Genomic DNA, 17,518 nt, shown 5'->3' with positions numbered 1-17,518 from the left:
TCTACAAAAAAGAGATAGTGATAGGGATATCTTTTTTAATTGATTTTTTTTTGTTCTATGGGTGCTTATCTTTAATCCTCTTCACCAAATAAAATTCCAAGGCCACAAATAAAGGTGAGTGAATTCATAGCGAACAATAAAATCGCACCAATTTTTTTCATGGCAATGAACCTCCTCTTAAATTCAGTCTGCTAGCCTTCAAAATTTAAATTCACTGGTTCATCCTCTAAATGATCCACGGTATTTTGTTCTGTCACTGGCACACTTTCATCTACAATTTTAAAACTAAGTTCGTCCATCCAAATGTGACCTTGACCATGTAGTAATATGCCAAACGCAATGACTTCACTTTTGACTGGAACATCCAATACTACACTAAAATGATTCCAGCCGTTTGTTCCTGTAATGGGGCGGTTCATCATGTTGTCAAACGCAAGAACTTCACCTGAAGAATGGTCAATCCTCATCCATAAACCCGCTGAACCTTTCACATCTTCGCTTTTGACAAAAGCAGAAAATTGAAGGCGTTCTCCACGGTAACGATCAGACTTAATTTGCTGCATCAAGGTCGCGAATCCTCGTGCTTTTTCATCCTTTGATTTCAGGTAAGCAGAGGTAGTACCACTGTGTACAATTCTGTCATCCAGACCTGTTTCATAATCAGATGGTGTTTCTCCCGTCATAATCCAGCCAGTAGGTGTGTTCTTATTTGCAGCCATATTCGTTTCCTCCTTATCAATGACATTCCTTAGTAATCTCCGATAACGTGCGGGTGACATGTCATATATCTTCTTAAAGGCTCTAGTGAAGGATTCCTGTGAACCAAAACGATACTGCAATGCGATATCAATCGCCCTCTGATCCGTATGAATTAAATCCTTCGCCGCTTGGGTCATTCGACGTTCCCGTATATAGTCAACAACTGACTTCTTAATCACTTTTTTGAATATACGGTGAAAGTGAAACCTAGAATAACCAGCGTGTTTCGCTAGAGTTTGAAGCGGTAAATCATCTTTCAGATGCTGTTCAATATAATTTAATGTTTCTTGAATCGTTTTCTCATGTTCTTGATAGGACAACCGAGCACCTCCTTGCCTTACGAGTTTAGTATAGCGGAAATGCTTTTTAGGGAACTTGACTTTTTGTGCTGTGTTGCAATTTTAGAATAGACCTTCTAGTCCTGGTTCAGGACTTGGTATCCGTGTACTGGGTGGAGTTTCTGAAGAAAATCTAGAAATCGTCCGAGAATAAGATTTAATTCTACTCGAAGAAATTACCACCTTGGGCTTTGAGTGAGACATCTGACAATATTTTGAGGTTCTCCCAGACATCCGCAACAAAGGTGCCATGGATGACGCCAGAATATACGACTAAACAATTGGTATCGGTGCTATCACTTTGATTAATGGCAAGAAAATAAAAGGGTACTCTAAAAAAACTGTTGAGCGCATTTTAAATACAGTTTGGGATATTTACCATGTAAGATTAATAGAACAATCTTTTTTTAAGATAATAGTAATAAGGAAGAGATATTTTTATCATATTTCAGTTCAAGAGATGATGCTTTTAATGAGTTATCTAAAATAAATCAAATAAAGATTTTTGTAATTAATGATGGAAGACCGCTTGCAATTCGAGATATAGGTATAAAAGATATTTGTAACGACGAATTTTACAATGAGCTTTCATTCTTCATTTTTATTGCTATTTTTGAGCATTCTTCTCTGTTTTGATTTATTAGCCATATCAATCCTACAAATATAGATTCAATACCTAGCATAATTGTGGCTATTATGATTCCTATAAAACCAGCTAAGAAATATAAAATCAAAAATACACCTCCTCTAAAAACATCCTACTAAAACATTGAAAAGAACCCCTAACCAGGAGTTCTTTTCTCTATTCAATATTTTCTTAATGGGATATTTCCAATAAAGTTTTTTAGTGAAATTTTATAATGTTGTTCAATGTCACGTCCAAGGCTTTCATGTAATACCTTCATTTGTTCAATTATATAATTAAGATCGAAGACATTATATAACTGTTGAGTTTCCCAAATAGTGGTGAGTCGAGCCTTATTATCAAATGGTATTACTGAAATAATGGGGTCGTCTTCCTCATACTCCATTGTGTAATATCTATACTCTGTAACTTTGTTTTTTTTCTTTATCTTTTTAATCCAGTCGTGCAAAGATGCATAAAATTCTAATAAGGCGATATTTTCTTCAAAATATACTTCGCCATTTATAACTATTTTAAACTCTCCCTCTACTCTTAGAGCTGTTGACGGATCTTTCTTCATGTTCTTTGGAATATCTTTCTCATCAGATGTGAACATATAATTAAATTCTACTTGATTGGATAAGCTGTCCATATTTTACCATCCCAACCTATAACTATTTTTATTTTTGTCTCACCTTTTGTTCCGATCTTCTTTTTCAGATTTGCAGTGATGACAAAGGATAGTTTTTTATTATTGTTTATAGTAAACGAAACATTTTTAGATTGTAAGGCTTCTTTTATCCATTTATTCACTGTGCTCTTGCTTTTGGTATCAAATTTTCTGTATCTACCTTTTGCATTACTAAGATGTTTGTTGCTAACAGAAAACTTAGAAACTTTTTTTATACCTTGTTTAATTACCTGTTTTTTAAAAGTTTTTATTATTAGCTTCTTTCCGTATTTTTTAATAGCATATTGAATACCAAACCTAGAAACAATTCCAACTATTATTGCTGGAACAATTGATGACTGAGCTTCTATGGTGCTAACTTTATACTCTTTTCCTGTTTCATCATCCACAAAGGTTGCTGTAAAATCATTTCCTTCAATCTCTTCAATTAACACGTTGAATTTGTTAGTTTCTTTTTCCCCATTTTCTAACTCTGTAATACCATCAACTGTGATTTCACCTGTCTCATGATTAATTTTCATGTCAGTTTGGACATTCATACTCTCAGCTTCAAGCTGAGTAGATACATTAACTTCATCTGGGCTTTCCTTAACTTCCATTAACATATCTTGTTCTAGCTCTATCCCCAATTCTTTTTCAACATTCACTTCATATTCTTTACTAGCATTCTCTTCTATTCTTAAAGCATCAGAATCAATTTCGCCTGATTTTGCACTTGCAAATTCAGGAACAACTCCACACAAAAACAATGTTAACACAAGAATTTTTATTAAAACCTTCTTCAATCTAATTCTCTCCCTTGTTACAAATAATCATCCCATTGCCATACTCTCTGTCATAACCTAGCTTTCCAAGATCAACTGTATTTTTCTTGAGTGTTTGATGAACATTCTCTTTAGATTTGTATTTTTTAGAATACAAACAGCCTATAGCACCTGTTGCAAACGCAGTTGCAAAGGATGTACCTTTAACTTTTGTATATCCTCCGTGTATATCAGTTGTTTTAATATTTACTCCAGGCGCAGAAAAGTCAATTTTTCCTTTTGCTGAAATTGGATCAATTTTTAGTTTTTCGTTAAGTGAGGATATCGATAAGACGCCATCATATTTCGCAGGGTATTCAACAGTTAGACCTAATGTATTTCCAGAAGCAGCTGTAATTGTTATATTGTTATCTAAAGCAATTTTTATAACATTTCGTAATTCATCGTAGTCTTTTCCAAATCCGAAACTTATATTAATTATGTCTACCTTTTGCTCAATACACCATTTAATCCCTTTGACAACATCTTCAACTTTTCCTTTGCCATTTTTATTTAGTACCTTGACATCATAAATAATGGGATTCTGTGAAATACCTTTTATTTCTTCACCAGTTGCAGCGATTATTCCGGCAATTGCTGTACCATGACCATAATCATCTTCGATAGATTTTTTTTGTTTAATAGCATTGTACTCATAAAAAGTTAAATCTTTAAACTCTTTATGCGACTTATTAATACCGCTATCAAGGATAGCAATTTTGACATAATTCTTATGATTATTAGGTTTTTCATGACCTATAACTTTATATCCCCATAGCAGGTCTTTTTCCTTCTCTGTCTTGTATGATTTACTATTATCCTCAGAAACATCGCCAGATAGTCCCCAACATAATACAATTGCAAGAATCACTAGGCACGAAACAAATAGTAATAAGGCTTTTGACTTTTTCATTCAAGCTTCCTTCTCACATGCAGTATTTAGAATTAATACAGAATATACCTCCATTACCTTTTTTTGAAATACAAGAATATATTAACCTATATTTATTTTGATGTAAATGTTATTTAAGGGATTATATCCTTATATATTTAAAATTTACCATGCGTGTACTACTGTAATATGCCAGTTCTTCTTCTTGACTCGTTTACTTAATAATTATCTATGATTTTTTTGATTAAGAATGTTTTGCCACTGCCGCTATGACCTGATAACACAATAAGTTTATTCATTACTTGCTGTAACCTCACTCCAATTCCACATGTCCAACGTTCTCCAAAATTGAAAGCGAAACAAGTAAACATAAAAATAATGTCACAAAAATAGATTTTGAAAATGAAAAATCTAAATTAATCAGTGAAATTGAAAATGGACAAAAGTTCTTTTTTTGGAATATGAATTCTTCTAACTAAAACAGATTAAAGAATAGGCTATTTTTATTTGAATCTTGTACCTAGAAAAGAAAAGTAAGTGAAATAGTGTAATTACTTAAGTGTGGATCTGCATTTTGTTCAAAAATTTTTACTATTACTGATACAATAATTATAGAAAGGGTGTTGAATATTGCTGGAATTGTAAGTGAATTAGAAGGGTTACCATGCAAAGAAACCTCTAGTCATAAACTTGACTAGAGGTTTCTTACTGGGTAATTGTGCAATTTTAATTCATTCACTTTAACGCTTCTGTTTAAAAATCATTCAGTTTATTTGAAATCTCTCTTCAAAATCGAATACATAAACACATCATCAAACCCGTTCTGACCAAAATCATACTCCCTTAATAAACCCTCTCGAACAAAATCAACATTCTCCAATAATTGAATAGAGGACGTATTTGCTGGATCAATAATCGCTTCAATCCGATTCAGGTTCATTTCCTGAAACCCATATCGTAACACCGCAGCAATCGCCTCGCTCATAATGCCTTTTCTCCAATGATCGTGATGCAATTCATAGCCAATTTCCGTGCGGCAGTGCTGTTTTTCCAAATTAAGAAACCCACAGCTGCCGATGATCGCAGGATCATCTTTTAGAGAAATGCCCCAGCGGATGCCTGTTTGTTCTTTGAAGATGTCGTGATACCACTTGATTTCTTCTTTTGTGTCTTCAATCGTTTCATGAGCATCAATCCCCATGTAGCGGCACACGGTTTCATTGGATAAGTAGATGTGCATATCCTCAGCGTCTTCGATCGTTGCTTGTTTTAAGATTAGTCTTTCGGTATGTATTGTTGGAAATGTTTGTGGAGAGTTGATTTTGTTCATTTGGTTATCCTCCATGCGATGTCTTTTTTTCTGTACATGCCTTACAATAAAAAACCCCTTCATTCCTCAGCCAAGCCTTCACCTCTGTCATCCCTCGTCTCTTTGGGTAGGTCAGCTTGACGTACACTTCTTCGTTTCCTTCTATCTTTTTTTGACAGCTAGCACACGCGGGTTCTTCAAATAGAAACAATCGACTTACTCCTTTTTGTACATATTTCTTCCATTATATCAAATGTTCGACATGTTCTTTGCGGCCCGTTATTCACTTTTTCTATTTTTGTCCGACATATGCTAAGGAAAAGAAATTTCCATTTGTTGAAACCGTTTGAGAGAAAGCTTGCTCTAACAGGTGTAGGAGGTGTGAGTGAGATGAAGCAAGTGCGTCTAATTAAAAAAGCACAAAAAGGGAATGTCCCGGCATTTGAGAAATTAATGCTTATGAATCAGGAGCGTTTATATAAAACGGCTTTTCTCTACACAAGAAATAAAGAGGATTCGTTAGATGCTGTTCAAGAAACGGTCATTAAAGCGTTTAAGCATCTATCTGGATTAAAAGAACCGGCTTATTTTTCTAGCTGGCTGACGCGGATTTTAATTCATACGATTTTTGCGATGAAGAAAAAGCAGCAAGATGTTGTTCCGTTTGAACAGCATCATGAGAGCGTTGAGCGCCATGATTTTTTAGAAGACAAGCTCGATTTAAAAAATGCACTTGAAGTGTTAGATGAGCAATATCAGCTCGTGATTCAGCTATTTTATTTTCAAGATTATTCGATTTCGATGATGTCTGAACAGATGGGTGTGCCTGAAGGAACGGTTAAAACTCATTTGTATCGAGCAAGAAAGTTATTAAAGCAAACATTGGAGAAGGAGGAGAGTGTCGATGGAACGAAAAGAAATGAAAAAGCTTTATGATGAGATTGATGTACCAACAGTTGAAGTGACCTCTGTGATTCGCCAAGCAATAGGAGATGTAAAAGCGGAACAGAAAAGACAGTGGTTCAAATGGAACTGGAGAACGCCAATATACTCTGTCATTGTTCTCATCGTCCTTTATTTTTCATCAGGTTTCCTTTTTCCTTCTCTTAATACAGCGATGGCACGTGTACCGATTATTGGACAGTTTTATATGATGTTTCACGATAAAGTAGGAATGGCTCTTTTTCAGAGCGATTTGGTGAAGCATGTCAATGAAGGGGCTGAATCAAGAGGGGTGACTGTGAAAGTAAACAGCGTGTACTATGATGCCGGGCGGCTTGTTTATACGTTCACGGTGGAGAATCTCCATACAAAAGAAGATTCTGTTTCGTTCAGAGTGAATGCAGAAAAAATCGATGGAAACTTCCAACTTAATTATGATAAAACAGAGTTGAAAAAATTAAAAGATGGCCGCTATGTTGGGCAGACGGAAGTCTATACAAATGGACAAACGATCAAACAAGGTCAGCAAGTGCCACTTGTCATTTCGAAGATTGGGGATATTGCAGGGAATTGGCGTTTCAAGTTACCTGTGGTCAAGCAAAAAACCACCTTACTAGCGGGACAAAAAGACGTGTCTATTTTAAATGGACGTTATCAAATAAGAAATGTAAAGGTAGAAAATGGAGTGAATGGCTCTGCTATTCAATATGCCATTGATTACAATGGTTTTGCCAAAGATGATAAAGTTAGTATACATGGGATGAAAGATAATTTAGGAAATGAGTATGAGCTTGAGATTGGAACTGTTTTAAGGAAAAAACAACTGACTTCTGATAAAAATAGAAAAGAACATTTGACGATTTTGAATCAGCCGATCAATCCAAAGGCGACCGAATTGACATTTGACACATCTGTGGATATCGAACGAGAATACAGCCACATCATTCCTCTCAAGACAAAGCTGCCTGTTCAGTTCAAAACAAAACACAATGGCATCGGAATCAAAATCAATAAGATAGAGCAAAAAGACCGTTCTGTGATTGTTGATTATCAATTTACTGGAGTAGACCAGAAAGAATTAGATCAGGATGTGATGAAGAATATAGGTGAATTCATTGGATTAGGCGATGTTGAAAAGATGAAATCATGGCCCGATCCACAAGCAGACTATGAAAGCGGATATTACTTGAAGGGGAACCATGCGAAGATGACGAATTTAAAGACAGCTTCCATGCAATCCACCTTTGAATTTGATGATAAGAATTTAGAAACTTTATCATTAAAGCATTTTTCTTTTAAAGAATATGGGCTTTACCTTGATTTGTCAGAACTGAATATGTTGGCACCACAGAAAGCGATAAAGGTAACCATTCCAGTCAAAAAAGAAACATCAAACGCTAGTCAATAAATAAGAGAGCGAACATGATTACACATGTTCGCTTTTTGTCTGTTGTTCCACCAGTCGATGACGATTGAACGAATACCGAATCAACATCAACGCCACAAAACTAGCTAATCCACCAATCCAACTTAAATTGGTTACATTTGTATACTGTATAATCACACCGCCCATAGACGATCCGAGCATCATGCCGATGTTCATAATCGCTGTATTAAAGCTCAGCACGGTTTCTGATGCTTGGGGTTTAAGGGAGATCAGATAAAATTGCTTTGCTGGTGTTGTTGTCCATGTGGCGATGCCCCAAATGGCGAGTGTGATCAAGACGCTAATTGTAGAGAATTGCGTAAAGAATAAGGCAAAGAGAGCGAACATCTGGATCATGATGCTGATCGTGATGGTTCGGTTTGGTCCCCATTGATCGACGGCGAAGCCGCCAAAGCGTGAGCCAATAAAAGCAGAAATGCCTAAGACGAGCAAGGCCATGCTTGTCATTTCAAGTGAAAAGCCAGCGGTCTGTCGCAATAAAGGAGAGATATAAGCAAAGACCATCGTGTAGCCTAAGATCCAAAAGACGGTTGTGGCTAAGCCGCTGATCACCCTGCGGTCTTGAAGGATGTGTAATTGCTGTTTCAATGGCAGATGAGAATGTCCCTCTATGCGTGGCAGCAATTGATAAAGAAGCAAGAAAAGACAAGCAGTACCTAGTGCAATGATGAGAAAAATATAGTGCCAATCCACATGACCTGATAGAAATGTTCCAATCGGCACACCAAGTACGAGTGAAACGGTGAATCCAGTGATGACCGTCGCCATTGCACTTCCCTTTTTTTCTGGCGGGGCGATCTGCGCTGCATAATTCGTGGCGACGACAATATATAAGCCGCCGCTCATGGCCATGATGACGCGAGAGAGCAGGAGCAGCACAAAATGATGGCTGAAAAAGGCGAGCATATTGCCTAAAATAAACACAAAAATAGCTGATAACAAAACCTTTTTTCGGTTTAGTTTCGACGTTGCTATGACTAAAAAGAGTGCGCCTACTGCATAAAAAAGAGAATAGACGGTGATGAGCTGTCCGGCAGCAGGAATGGAGATGTGTAAATCAACAGCAATGATATCTAGAATGCCAGACACAACGAATTCTGACGTGCCTGTGACAAATGAACCGACAGCTAAAAGAATAATCAATAGCTGATGAGATGTGTTTTTCATTTTGAACCCTTCCTTCAAGTTGATGCGTTGTCTTTAGTTTAAATTCCGTGCTAACATAAGTAAAATTGATGTTTTTCATGAAGGAGATGAGCAAATACTCATGAGCTTTGTTCGCTTTGATATTATCGCAAAAGTTGTGGAGCTTGGCAGTTTTACAGCAGCAGCTGAAGCATTAAATATGACGCAGTCAGCTGTCAGTCATGCAGTGGCGAATTTAGAGTCAGAGTGGGGTGTGTCTTTATTCATTCGTGACCGAAAAAAGGGCATTATGCTGACGGACATTGGTCAAACGCTTCTCCCGCATATTAGAGAAGTGTTAAATAGAGTGGAGAAAATCCAGCAAGAAATTGCGTTAACGAAAAATATTGAAACGGGCTTGATTCGTATCGGCACATTTGTCAGTGCCTCTGCTTGTTTATTGCCTAAACTGCTTGTGAGCTATCAGAAAAAACATCCAAAAATCGAATTTAAATTCTATGAGGGAACGTATGAAGAAATATTGGAGTGGCTGGATTCTGGCATCATTGATGTTGGATTTGTTGTAAAAGGTCATGCGGATGAAGCCTTTGATTTACTGCCGCTTATGAAAGATGAGATGGTGGTCGCCTATCACCCACTTCATCGATATGAGCAGCAGCCCATTGTAGATATCACAGATTTGGCGGGTGAACCATTTATTATGCCGACTGGCATGTATCAATCACATGTAGAGGATATTTTTTCGGAGGCTCAAATGAAGCCAGCTGTTTTATTTGAAGTACATGATTGTACGACCATTGCCCGTATGGTCGGGGAAGGACTTGGCGTCACAATAGGTCCGGAGTTATTTTTAAAAACGCAGCAGCTTGTGCATATTCGCCAGCTGAATGTCTCTCATCATCGTGAGGTTGCGCTTGCCTGTCCGTCGCTCTCTCAAGCTTCTCCGGCAGTGAAAGAGTTTTTCCATGTAGCCGAAGCGGTTTTTGCAAAAGAGAAGGATTTGGGGAAGGGTGTATAAAGAACTAGATGTAAATTTCCAAATTCGTGTAATAAGACGAATGAAGCGGACATTTCTTTGAAAAATGTTCGCTTTTCGTATTGTGTTTTAAAAATGAAGTTGGTACAATAGACACAGAAATCAAATAGATAGAAGTCGTATAATCGCGGGGATATGGCCCGCAAGTTTCTACCAAGCTACCGTAAATGGCTTGACTACGTCAATTCACACTCGTTTGATATAAATCATGCATTGTTCTTGTTTTATGTCACGGTCTGAATTCACATATGTAGTCAAGCGTCCCAAAATTGTTGGGGCGTTTTTTATTTGACTAGTGAATGGGGCAGGCTAAAGCAAAAGGACATGAAGGGAGTCAGTTGGCTTGAAACAGTTTTTTCAGTTTGATGAGTTAGGTACGAATTACCGCAGAGAGATCATCGGTGGTTTAACCACATTTTTGTCGATGGCTTACATTCTGTTTGTTAATCCGATCACACTTGCATTAGTGTCTGTGCCGGATTTTCCAGATAAATTACGAATTGATCAGGGGGCAGTCTTTACAGCAACGGCGTTAGCTTCTGCTGCAGGGTGTATTCTGATGGGTTTGATCGCCAGGTATCCGATTGCGATAGCACCCGGTATGGGTCTGAATGCGTTCTTCGCCTTTTCGGTTGTGCTTGGCATGGGCATCAAATGGGAAGCAGCACTTTCAGGTGTGTTTGTTTCAGGATTGATTTTCGTTGCTCTTTCTTTAACAGGTTTCCGTGAAAAAATCATCAATGCCATTCCAGCTGAGCTGAAGCTGGCAGTTGGTGCAGGTATTGGTTTGTTCATTACGTTTGTCGGTCTTCAAGGCTCTGGCATTATCGCCAATAATGATAATACACTCGTTTCGATTGGAAATATTCATAGTGGTCCGGTTCTGTTAACGGTGTTTGGTATCGTAGTGACTGTTATATTAATGGTTCTTCGTGTGAATTCAGGTGTCTTCATTGGGATGCTTGTGACTGCTATTGCCGGGATGATTTTTGGTCTTATACCAGTACCGTCTCAAATTGTGGGAAGTATTCCAAGCTTGTCTCCAACCTTTGGTCAAGCCTTGATTCACTTACCAGAAATATTCTCGATTCAAATGCTTATTGTGATTTTAACGTTCCTTTTCGTTGGATTCTTTGATACAGCTGGTACGCTTGTAGCTGTGGCAACACAGGCTGGTTTAATGAAAAATAATGAGCTGCCTCGTGCAGGAAGAGCGCTTCTGGCGGATTCTTCTTCTATTGTTGTAGGTTCTATTCTTGGTACATCTACAACGACATCTTATGTTGAATCTAGCTCAGGTGTTGCTGCTGGTGCGCGTTCTGGTTTTGCAGCTGTCGTCACAGGGATTTTCTTCTTGCTGGCGATGTTCTTCTCACCGCTTTTATCCATTGTTACACCTAATGTGACAGCACCTGCTTTGATTATTGTTGGTGCACTGATGGTCGCTCCGCTTGCAAAGATTGCATGGGATCGCTTTGAAATTGCGGTACCAGCGTTCTTAACGATGATTATGATGCCACTGACATACAGTATTGCAACAGGGATTGCGGTTGGCTTTATTTTCTACCCGATTACGATGATCTTTAAAGGGAAAGCGAAAGAAGTGCATCCAATTATGTACGGATTGTTTGTCATCTTTATTCTATATTTTGCTTTCTTAAATCATTAATTGAACATCTGAAACAGCAGCTCATGGGGCTGCTGTTTTTTTGTTAAAAAAATCAAAACATAGTTGACTTATAGGAATTATATGTTTATGATAAAAAGACATAATTCGCTGATTGGATCACCAAAGGCGCTTTGATTTCCTTTTAATAGAAGGTTTCAGGGTGCCTTTTTTTCTTGCAGACATTTAAAAGGGGAGGAGATGTCTTTTGTCACGCTGGCTTAGACAGGTGATTGAACGAAAAAAGCAGGTGCTGATTCAAAAGCTCCTTTTATGGGGGCATGAAGAAAAACAGGAAGCGCTCATGCATTATACAATTCATGAGCTGGAAAATGAGGCTCTCTATTTAAAAGAGCGAAAACAAAAATAGGGGGATGAGCGATGGATGAACAAAAGCTGAATTATATTTTATCTGCCTTAAAAGGGATCGACTATGGATCAGTGGTCATCACCATTCATAATGGACATATTACACAGGTCGATACGACCAAAAAGACTCGGTTCCCCGCTCATCAGGAGAATATCCGGGTCCAGCAAGAAAAGCGGAGTCACTATCGTTGACCATGAATTTCAACATTGATAAAAGCTGATGGAGGCCGTCAGCTTTTTTGTTTTGTCTTATTTTCTCTCCATTTTAAAACCTCTGCTGCCTTTTATCCGTCTATTCGTATGAACGTCAAGGAATCTTGACTGAATAGAGAGACTCCGCTACTTTAAGAGGAGTCATCCGAACAGTTCATGCACTTTTAGCACTGTAAGGATTGGATAGGAGTTGATATGAGATGTTAGAGAAAGATCAAGATCAGGGGACATCTGAAAAGAAAAATGAAGAATCATCAATAGATCAAGAAACAAGGCAATCCCGCCTCAGCCGCAGCGCTGCAAAACGTGGAAGAACCTCAAAATCAGCGGGTGATGAGCGTTCAGCTATCCAGCGTATACTGCAAGGTGTAGGAGGCGCGTTTAAGCGTTATGGTTCATATGGACTGGCGATGTTAAAATCACCGAGCCGGACCATCAATCAAGCGGAAACATTGCGTATGAAGTACGCCTGGATCTCGATTGTGTTATTCAGCTTGTTTTTTGCTTTAGGCAACTATGTTCAATTAAAGGCGTCAAAGACCCGTTTATTAGGATTTGGCATTCATTATTCTTTTGGCGACGCCTTTTTGAAGGTAGCGGTCTTTACACTTATTTTGTTGACATTAATGATGCTTACCGTCTGGCTGCTCGGAAAGTACATGCTAAAAGGAAACATATCACTGAAAGAAGTGATCATGAAGTTTGGTGCTGCGCTTGTGCCGGTGTTGGTTTTATCCATCCTTTGGCTTGTATTTGCCATGCTGAATATTCCATATGTGACCGTCATATTATCCGTGATGATGTTTGTCGGTCTTCAGTTGATTGCGGTCGTGCTCTTTCGCTCGATTCAATCGGAGCATGATGCCGAACGAGGAGATTTGATGTATGCGGCCTGGATCTTTTTATTGGTTGAGCTTGTCATTATTGCGCTGCTCTGGGGCATAGTCGGGGAGTATTTGATTCCATCACTTGTTCCTGTTCGATTTGGATAAAACACACTGAAAACCTCCTTTTTTGAAAAAGGGGGTTTTCATGTTGAGAAGAGAAAAAAACGGGTAAACTCTTGGTAACAAACACCATCCTTGTTGTCGAAAGATATATGTGTTTTGATCGCGTAAATTTGATTGTATCAAGGTATGTTCTCTAGTAGAATATGGGGTGCTTTATTTGATTTTTTAGTGCAGGGGGTTCGAATCGTGCTTCAACAACTTTTATCCAATGCGTTCACCATGGTTTTAATCATTTTAGTGATTAATATTGTCTATGTGTCTTTTTCCACCATGCGTTTAATATTAACAATGAAAGGCAGACGGTACGCAGCTGCTTTTGCGGGTACGATCGAAATGCTCATTTATGTCATTGGGTTAAGTATCGTTCTAGATAACTTAGATCAAATACAAAATGTCATTGCGTATGCCCTAGGTTATGGAATGGGGATCATTGTCGGGATGAAAATTGAAGAGAAGCTGGCACTTGGCTACACAACTGTTAACGTGATCACAAAAGAATTGGATGTCGACCTTCCAAGACAATTGAGAGAAAAAGGATATGGTGTCACCAGCTGGGTAGCAGGCGGTCTTGAAGGAGACCGGACAGCATTGCAAATTTTAACACCGAGAAAATATGAACTGCAATTATATGAAACGATTAAGACGCTGGATTCAAAGGCATTTATCATTTCATATGAGCCCAAATCGATTCACGGCGGCTTCTGGGTGAAGGCTGTGAAGAAAAGGAGAATTAAAGAATGACCGCAAAACCAAAGAAGAAAAAATTCTATGTGGAAGACAACATGACGATTGATCAAGTGTTGTCCCAGATGGCAGCGGAAGGCTACTCGCCTGTCCGTCGAATGGAGGAACCGATTTTTCAAGAAAAGAAGGAAAATGGGTCGATTCAGATCATTCCGATTGGGAAAAAAATCGTATTTGAAGGAAAAATAGTCTAAATCCGAACATTAAAACGACGACTTCATAGATTGTTCGATAAATCCGTTGACATCATGAACATCCGTTGTTAAGATAAACATGAAATCAAAACACGAGCCTCATATAATCTTGGGAATATGGCCCATAAGTTTCTACCCAGTTACCGTAAATGACTGGACTATGCAGGATAGTGAACAAAACTGACATGGCGTTTCAAAAGCGAACAGCGCTTACCATGGCCCGGTTTGTGTTGCTTCCTAACAATGCAATACAGACCGGGCCTTTTTGTTCGGCGTTTGACAAGCTGCTTAGGTTTGGGAAGCGTGTCAAACGATACAAAATCGAATAACAGCTTAAAGGTGGGGACAAAATGAAGCCGCTTGTAGGTGTCATCATGGGAAGTACATCTGATTGGGAAACAATGAAAAATGCGTGCGACATCTTAGAGGAATTAAACATTCCGTATGAAAAACAGGTAGTATCCGCACACCGGACACCTGACTTGATGTTTGAATATGCGACTGAAGCAAGAGGTAAAGGACTAAAGGTCATCATTGCCGGTGCTGGAGGCGCAGCACATTTACCGGGGATGGTCGCAGCAAAAACGACACTGCCGGTCATTGGTGTGCCTGTGCAATCAAAGGCACTAAACGGGCTGGATTCCTTATTATCCATCGTTCAAATGCCAGGCGGTGTACCAGTTGCTACAGTAGCCATTGGCAAAGCCGGTGCAACAAATGCAGGCCTTCTTGCCGCACAAATGATTTCAGCATTTGATGAAAAGGTCGCAGCTCGCCTTGAAGAAAGAAGAGAGCAGACAAAACAGACTGTACTAGAAAGCAGTGATCAGCTTGGCTAAGCAGACCATTTTTCCAAACGCAACCATCGGGATCATTGGCGGCGGACAGCTTGGCAGATACATGGCTGTCAGCGCAAAGCAAATGGGGTTCCGGGCAGCAGTTCTAGACCCAGTCGCACAATCTCCTTGCGGACAGGTTGCCGATAAAGAAATCACAGCCGCATATAGTGATCTTGAAGCGATTCGAAAGCTGGCAGAAATCAGCGATGTGGTGACTTATGAGTTTGAAAATATTGATTATGATGCACTGAATCAGCTGAAGGAAGAAGCCTATTTACCACAAGGAAGCGACCTTCTCCTTTTAACTCAAAATCGTGAGACCGAGAAAAAAGGAATTGTAGACGCAGGCTGTGAAGTAGCGCCTTACCGCATTGTTCATGATGAAAAAGAGCTGGAAGACGCAGTGGACGTGCTCGGTTTGCCAGCCGTGCTGAAAACATGCAGAGGCGGCTACGACGGAAAAGGACAGTACGTCATGAAAGAAAAAGGACAGCTTCAGGAAGCAGCTGCACTGCTCACACATGGAACTTGTATTTTAGAAAGCTGGGTTCCATTCCAAATGGAGCTCTCGGTGATCGTCACACGTTCTGTTCATGGAGAGATTGCAGTATTCCCAGTCGCTGAGAACATTCATAAGCATAATATTTTGTTCCAAAGCATTGTGCCTGCAAGGGTAGAGAACCGCATTCAGGAGAAGGCGAAAGAACTGGCAACAACACTGGCTGAAAAGCTGGGGCTGGTTGGTACTCTTGCTGTAGAACTGTTCCTGACAAATGACGGAAAGCTGCTCGTCAATGAACTGGCACCACGTCCTCATAATTCTGGTCATTATACGCTCGATTTATGTGAGACGAGTCAGTTTGAACAGCACGTCCGCGCTATATGTGGTTTGCCGCTTGGCGGTACAGCCCTTTTATCAGAGGGAATGATGGTGAATTTATTAGGCGATGAAGTGGACATTCCAAAAGAGCATCCTGAGCTTCTCAAAGAAGCGAAGCTTTATCTGTATGGAAAGCATGAAGTGAAAGCAGGCCGCAAGATGGGGCATATGACGTTTATGAAACAGCTTGATGATGAGTGGATGACAAACATCACAAAGATATGGACTGAAAGAGATGGAGGAAACGGGAAATGATCGAACGTTACGCACGACCAGAAATGTCAGCAATCTGGACAGAGGAAAACAAATTTAATGCATGGCTTGAAGTAGAAATTCTCGCTTGTGAAGCTTGGGCAGAGCTTGGCGTCATTCCGAAAGAAGACGTTGTGACAATGCGCAAGAATGCAAGCTTTGATATTGGACGTATTTTAGAGATTGAACAAGACACGCGCCACGACGTGGTTGCCTTTACGCGTGCTGTCTCTGAATCTCTAGGAGAAGAAAGAAAGTGGGTTCATTACGGGTTAACATCGACAGACGTAGTGGATACGGCGCTTTCATATCTATTAAAACAGGCGAACGATATCTTGCTCAAGGACATTGAGAGATTTGTTGACATACTAAAAGAAAAAGCAAAAGAGCACAAATATACCGTCATGATGGGCCGTACACACGGTGTACACGCTGAACCGACAACATTTGGCCTGAAGCTTGCTCTTTGGTACGAAGAAATGAAGCGTAACCTAGAACGTTTTAAACAAGCAAAAGCTGGCATTGAATATGGCAAAATCTCTGGAGCTGTTGGCACATATGCGAACATCGACCCGTTTGTTGAGCAATATGTATGTGAGAAACTTGGCATCAAAGCTGCACCAATTTCAACCCAAACCTTGCAGCGTGACCGCCATGCAGATTACATGGCTACTCTAGCTTTAGTCGCAACGAGCATTGAGAAATTTGCTGTTGAAATTCGTGGTCTTCAAAAGAGTGAAACACGTGAAGTAGAAGAGTTCTTTGCCAAAGGACAAAAAGGATCATCAGCGATGCCGCATAAGCGTAACCCAATCGGTTCTGAGAATATGACGGGAATTGCCCGCGTGATCCGTGGATATATGCTGACAGCTTATGAAAATGTACCGCTTTGGCATGAGCGTGATATTTCTCATTCATCTGCTGAGCGCATCATTTTACCAGATGCAACGATTGCACTGAACTATATGCTCAACCGTTTCTCAAACATCGTGAAAAACTTAACGGTTTTCCCTGAAAACATGAAGCGCAACATGGACCGCACACTTGGCTTAATTTACTCACAGCGCGTTCTTCTTGCATTAATCGATACAGGCATGGCACGTGAAGAGGCATATGACACGGTTCAGCCAAAGGCGATGGAAGCGTGGGAGAAGCAAGTGCCGTTCCGTTCATTAGTAGAAGCAGAAGAAAAAATCACGTCACGTTTAACACCTGAACAAATCGCTGACTGCTTCGATTACAACTATCATTTGAAAAATGTCGATATGATTTTCGAACGTCTAGGTCTTGCGTAAGAAATGGGCCGCCTGCTTGCCAGGCACCCAATCCTGAAAATTGCCAACATTCAAATTAGGAGGCCAAC

The 17,518-nt window shown here is 39.5% G+C and carries 19 protein-coding genes, 1 pseudogene and 2 riboswitches; of the genes and pseudogenes, 13 read left to right on the top strand and 7 right to left on the bottom strand.

Annotation, left to right across the window (positions count from 1 at the left end; genetic code table 11):
* Positions 1–191: 191 nt before the first annotated feature.
* The gene (locus tag AAZR19_RS16705) at positions 192–1,079 is read right to left on the bottom strand and encodes an AraC family transcriptional regulator (protein ID WP_349905957.1); all 888 of its coding nucleotides are present in this window, start codon (positions 1,077–1,079) and stop codon (positions 192–194) included.
* Between the two features lie 88 nt (positions 1,080–1,167).
* On the opposite strand from AAZR19_RS16705, the pseudogene AAZR19_RS16700 reads away from it, so the two are divergent.
* Positions 1,168–1,374, top strand: a pseudogene (locus tag AAZR19_RS16700) (glutamine-hydrolyzing GMP synthase); the annotation flags it as partial.
* A gap of 529 nt (positions 1,375–1,903) precedes the next feature.
* Here AAZR19_RS16700 and AAZR19_RS16695 read toward each other — a convergent pair.
* The 5 genes from AAZR19_RS16695 to AAZR19_RS16675 all read right to left on the bottom strand — a co-directional run bounded on the left by AAZR19_RS16695 (position 1,904) and on the right by AAZR19_RS16675 (position 5,628).
* Positions 1,904–2,374 (bottom strand): hypothetical protein, encoded by a 471-nt coding sequence (locus AAZR19_RS16695; RefSeq protein ID WP_041108713.1) that lies wholly within the window; start codon positions 2,372–2,374, stop codon positions 1,904–1,906.
* Positions 2,350–3,198, bottom strand: coding sequence for an SAR2788 family putative toxin (locus tag AAZR19_RS16690; protein ID WP_041108711.1), 849 nt, complete (start codon positions 3,196–3,198; stop codon positions 2,350–2,352). The genes AAZR19_RS16695 and AAZR19_RS16690 overlap by 25 nt, the downstream gene beginning before the upstream one ends.
* A 1-nt stretch (position 3,199) precedes the next feature.
* Entirely contained in the window at positions 3,200–4,129 is a 930-nt protein-coding gene (locus AAZR19_RS16685) for a S8 family peptidase (RefSeq protein WP_159145461.1), read from the bottom strand.
* Between the two features lie 748 nt (positions 4,130–4,877).
* Positions 4,878–5,438, bottom strand: a complete 561-nt coding sequence (locus AAZR19_RS16680; RefSeq protein WP_041108707.1) for a GNAT family N-acetyltransferase — start codon at positions 5,436–5,438, stop codon at positions 4,878–4,880.
* A 4-nt stretch (positions 5,439–5,442) separates the two neighbouring features.
* Entirely contained in the window at positions 5,443–5,628 is a 186-nt protein-coding gene (locus tag AAZR19_RS16675) for a hypothetical protein (RefSeq protein WP_041108705.1), read from the bottom strand.
* 179 nt (positions 5,629–5,807) lie between these two features.
* Here AAZR19_RS16675 and AAZR19_RS16670 point away from each other — a divergent pair, with 179 nt between their 5' ends.
* Both AAZR19_RS16670 and AAZR19_RS16665 read left to right on the top strand, forming a co-directional pair.
* Positions 5,808–6,353: a sigma-70 family RNA polymerase sigma factor gene (locus AAZR19_RS16670; RefSeq protein ID WP_163115525.1), complete on the top strand. Its 546-nt coding sequence runs from the start codon at positions 5,808–5,810 to the stop codon at positions 6,351–6,353.
* Entirely contained in the window at positions 6,322–7,767 is a 1,446-nt protein-coding gene (locus AAZR19_RS16665; RefSeq protein WP_202739351.1) for a DUF4179 domain-containing protein, read from the top strand. The genes AAZR19_RS16670 and AAZR19_RS16665 overlap by 32 nt, the downstream gene beginning before the upstream one ends.
* An 18-nt stretch (positions 7,768–7,785) precedes the next feature.
* Here AAZR19_RS16665 and AAZR19_RS16660 read toward each other — a convergent pair whose 3' ends face one another.
* A complete protein-coding gene (locus tag AAZR19_RS16660; protein ID WP_226015365.1) occupies positions 7,786–8,973 on the bottom strand; it encodes an MFS transporter in 1,188 nt (395 codons plus the stop codon).
* Between the two features lie 100 nt (positions 8,974–9,073).
* Here AAZR19_RS16660 and AAZR19_RS16655 point away from each other — a divergent pair, with 100 nt between their 5' ends.
* The 10 genes from AAZR19_RS16655 (at position 9,074) to purB (ending at position 17,450) form a co-directional block, all read left to right on the top strand.
* Positions 9,074–9,970: a LysR family transcriptional regulator gene (locus AAZR19_RS16655; protein WP_326349907.1), complete on the top strand. Its 897-nt coding sequence runs from the start codon at positions 9,074–9,076 to the stop codon at positions 9,968–9,970.
* Positions 9,971–10,085: 115 nt separating this feature from the next.
* A riboswitch (purine riboswitch) is annotated at positions 10,086–10,187 on the top strand.
* 144 nt (positions 10,188–10,331) lie between these two features.
* A complete protein-coding gene (locus tag AAZR19_RS16650; protein ID WP_056767517.1) occupies positions 10,332–11,657 on the top strand; it encodes an NCS2 family permease in 1,326 nt (441 codons plus the stop codon).
* Positions 11,658–11,862: 205 nt separating this feature from the next.
* The gene (locus AAZR19_RS16645; RefSeq protein WP_434703778.1) at positions 11,863–12,024 is read left to right on the top strand and encodes a hypothetical protein; all 162 of its coding nucleotides are present in this window, start codon (positions 11,863–11,865) and stop codon (positions 12,022–12,024) included.
* 11 nt (positions 12,025–12,035) lie between these two features.
* Positions 12,036–12,215: a YezD family protein gene (locus AAZR19_RS16640; protein WP_434703776.1), complete on the top strand. Its 180-nt coding sequence runs from the start codon at positions 12,036–12,038 to the stop codon at positions 12,213–12,215.
* A gap of 221 nt (positions 12,216–12,436) precedes the next feature.
* Entirely contained in the window at positions 12,437–13,228 is a 792-nt protein-coding gene (locus tag AAZR19_RS16635) for a hypothetical protein (RefSeq protein WP_226015361.1), read from the top strand.
* 204 nt (positions 13,229–13,432) lie between these two features.
* Positions 13,433–13,987: a DUF2179 domain-containing protein gene (locus tag AAZR19_RS16630; RefSeq protein WP_024424505.1), complete on the top strand. Its 555-nt coding sequence runs from the start codon at positions 13,433–13,435 to the stop codon at positions 13,985–13,987.
* Complete coding sequence (locus AAZR19_RS16625; RefSeq protein ID WP_012009137.1) at positions 13,984–14,184, top strand: NETI motif-containing protein; 201 nt, start codon at positions 13,984–13,986, stop codon at positions 14,182–14,184. Before AAZR19_RS16630 ends, AAZR19_RS16625 begins: the two co-directional genes overlap by 4 nt.
* Positions 14,185–14,263: 79 nt before the next feature.
* Positions 14,264–14,365, top strand: a riboswitch (purine riboswitch).
* Between the two features lie 169 nt (positions 14,366–14,534).
* Positions 14,535–15,023, top strand: coding sequence for a 5-(carboxyamino)imidazole ribonucleotide mutase (purE, locus tag AAZR19_RS16620; RefSeq protein WP_024424506.1), 489 nt, complete (start codon positions 14,535–14,537; stop codon positions 15,021–15,023).
* The gene (gene purK / locus AAZR19_RS16615) at positions 15,016–16,158 is read left to right on the top strand and encodes a 5-(carboxyamino)imidazole ribonucleotide synthase (RefSeq protein WP_087976377.1); all 1,143 of its coding nucleotides are present in this window, start codon (positions 15,016–15,018) and stop codon (positions 16,156–16,158) included. The genes purE and purK overlap by 8 nt, the downstream gene beginning before the upstream one ends.
* Positions 16,155–17,450 (top strand): adenylosuccinate lyase, encoded by a 1,296-nt coding sequence (gene purB / locus AAZR19_RS16610; protein WP_008355754.1) that lies wholly within the window; start codon positions 16,155–16,157, stop codon positions 17,448–17,450. Before purK ends, purB begins: the two co-directional genes overlap by 4 nt.
* The last annotated feature ends 68 nt before the right edge of the window (positions 17,451–17,518 follow it).

Origin of the sequence: Bacillus sp. Je.9.29.b (assembly GCF_051129925.1) — a bacterium.
Taxonomy (GTDB): domain Bacteria; phylum Bacillota; class Bacilli; order Bacillales; family Bacillaceae; genus Bacillus; species Bacillus safensis.
This window is presented reverse-complemented; position numbering and strand designations above follow the sequence as displayed.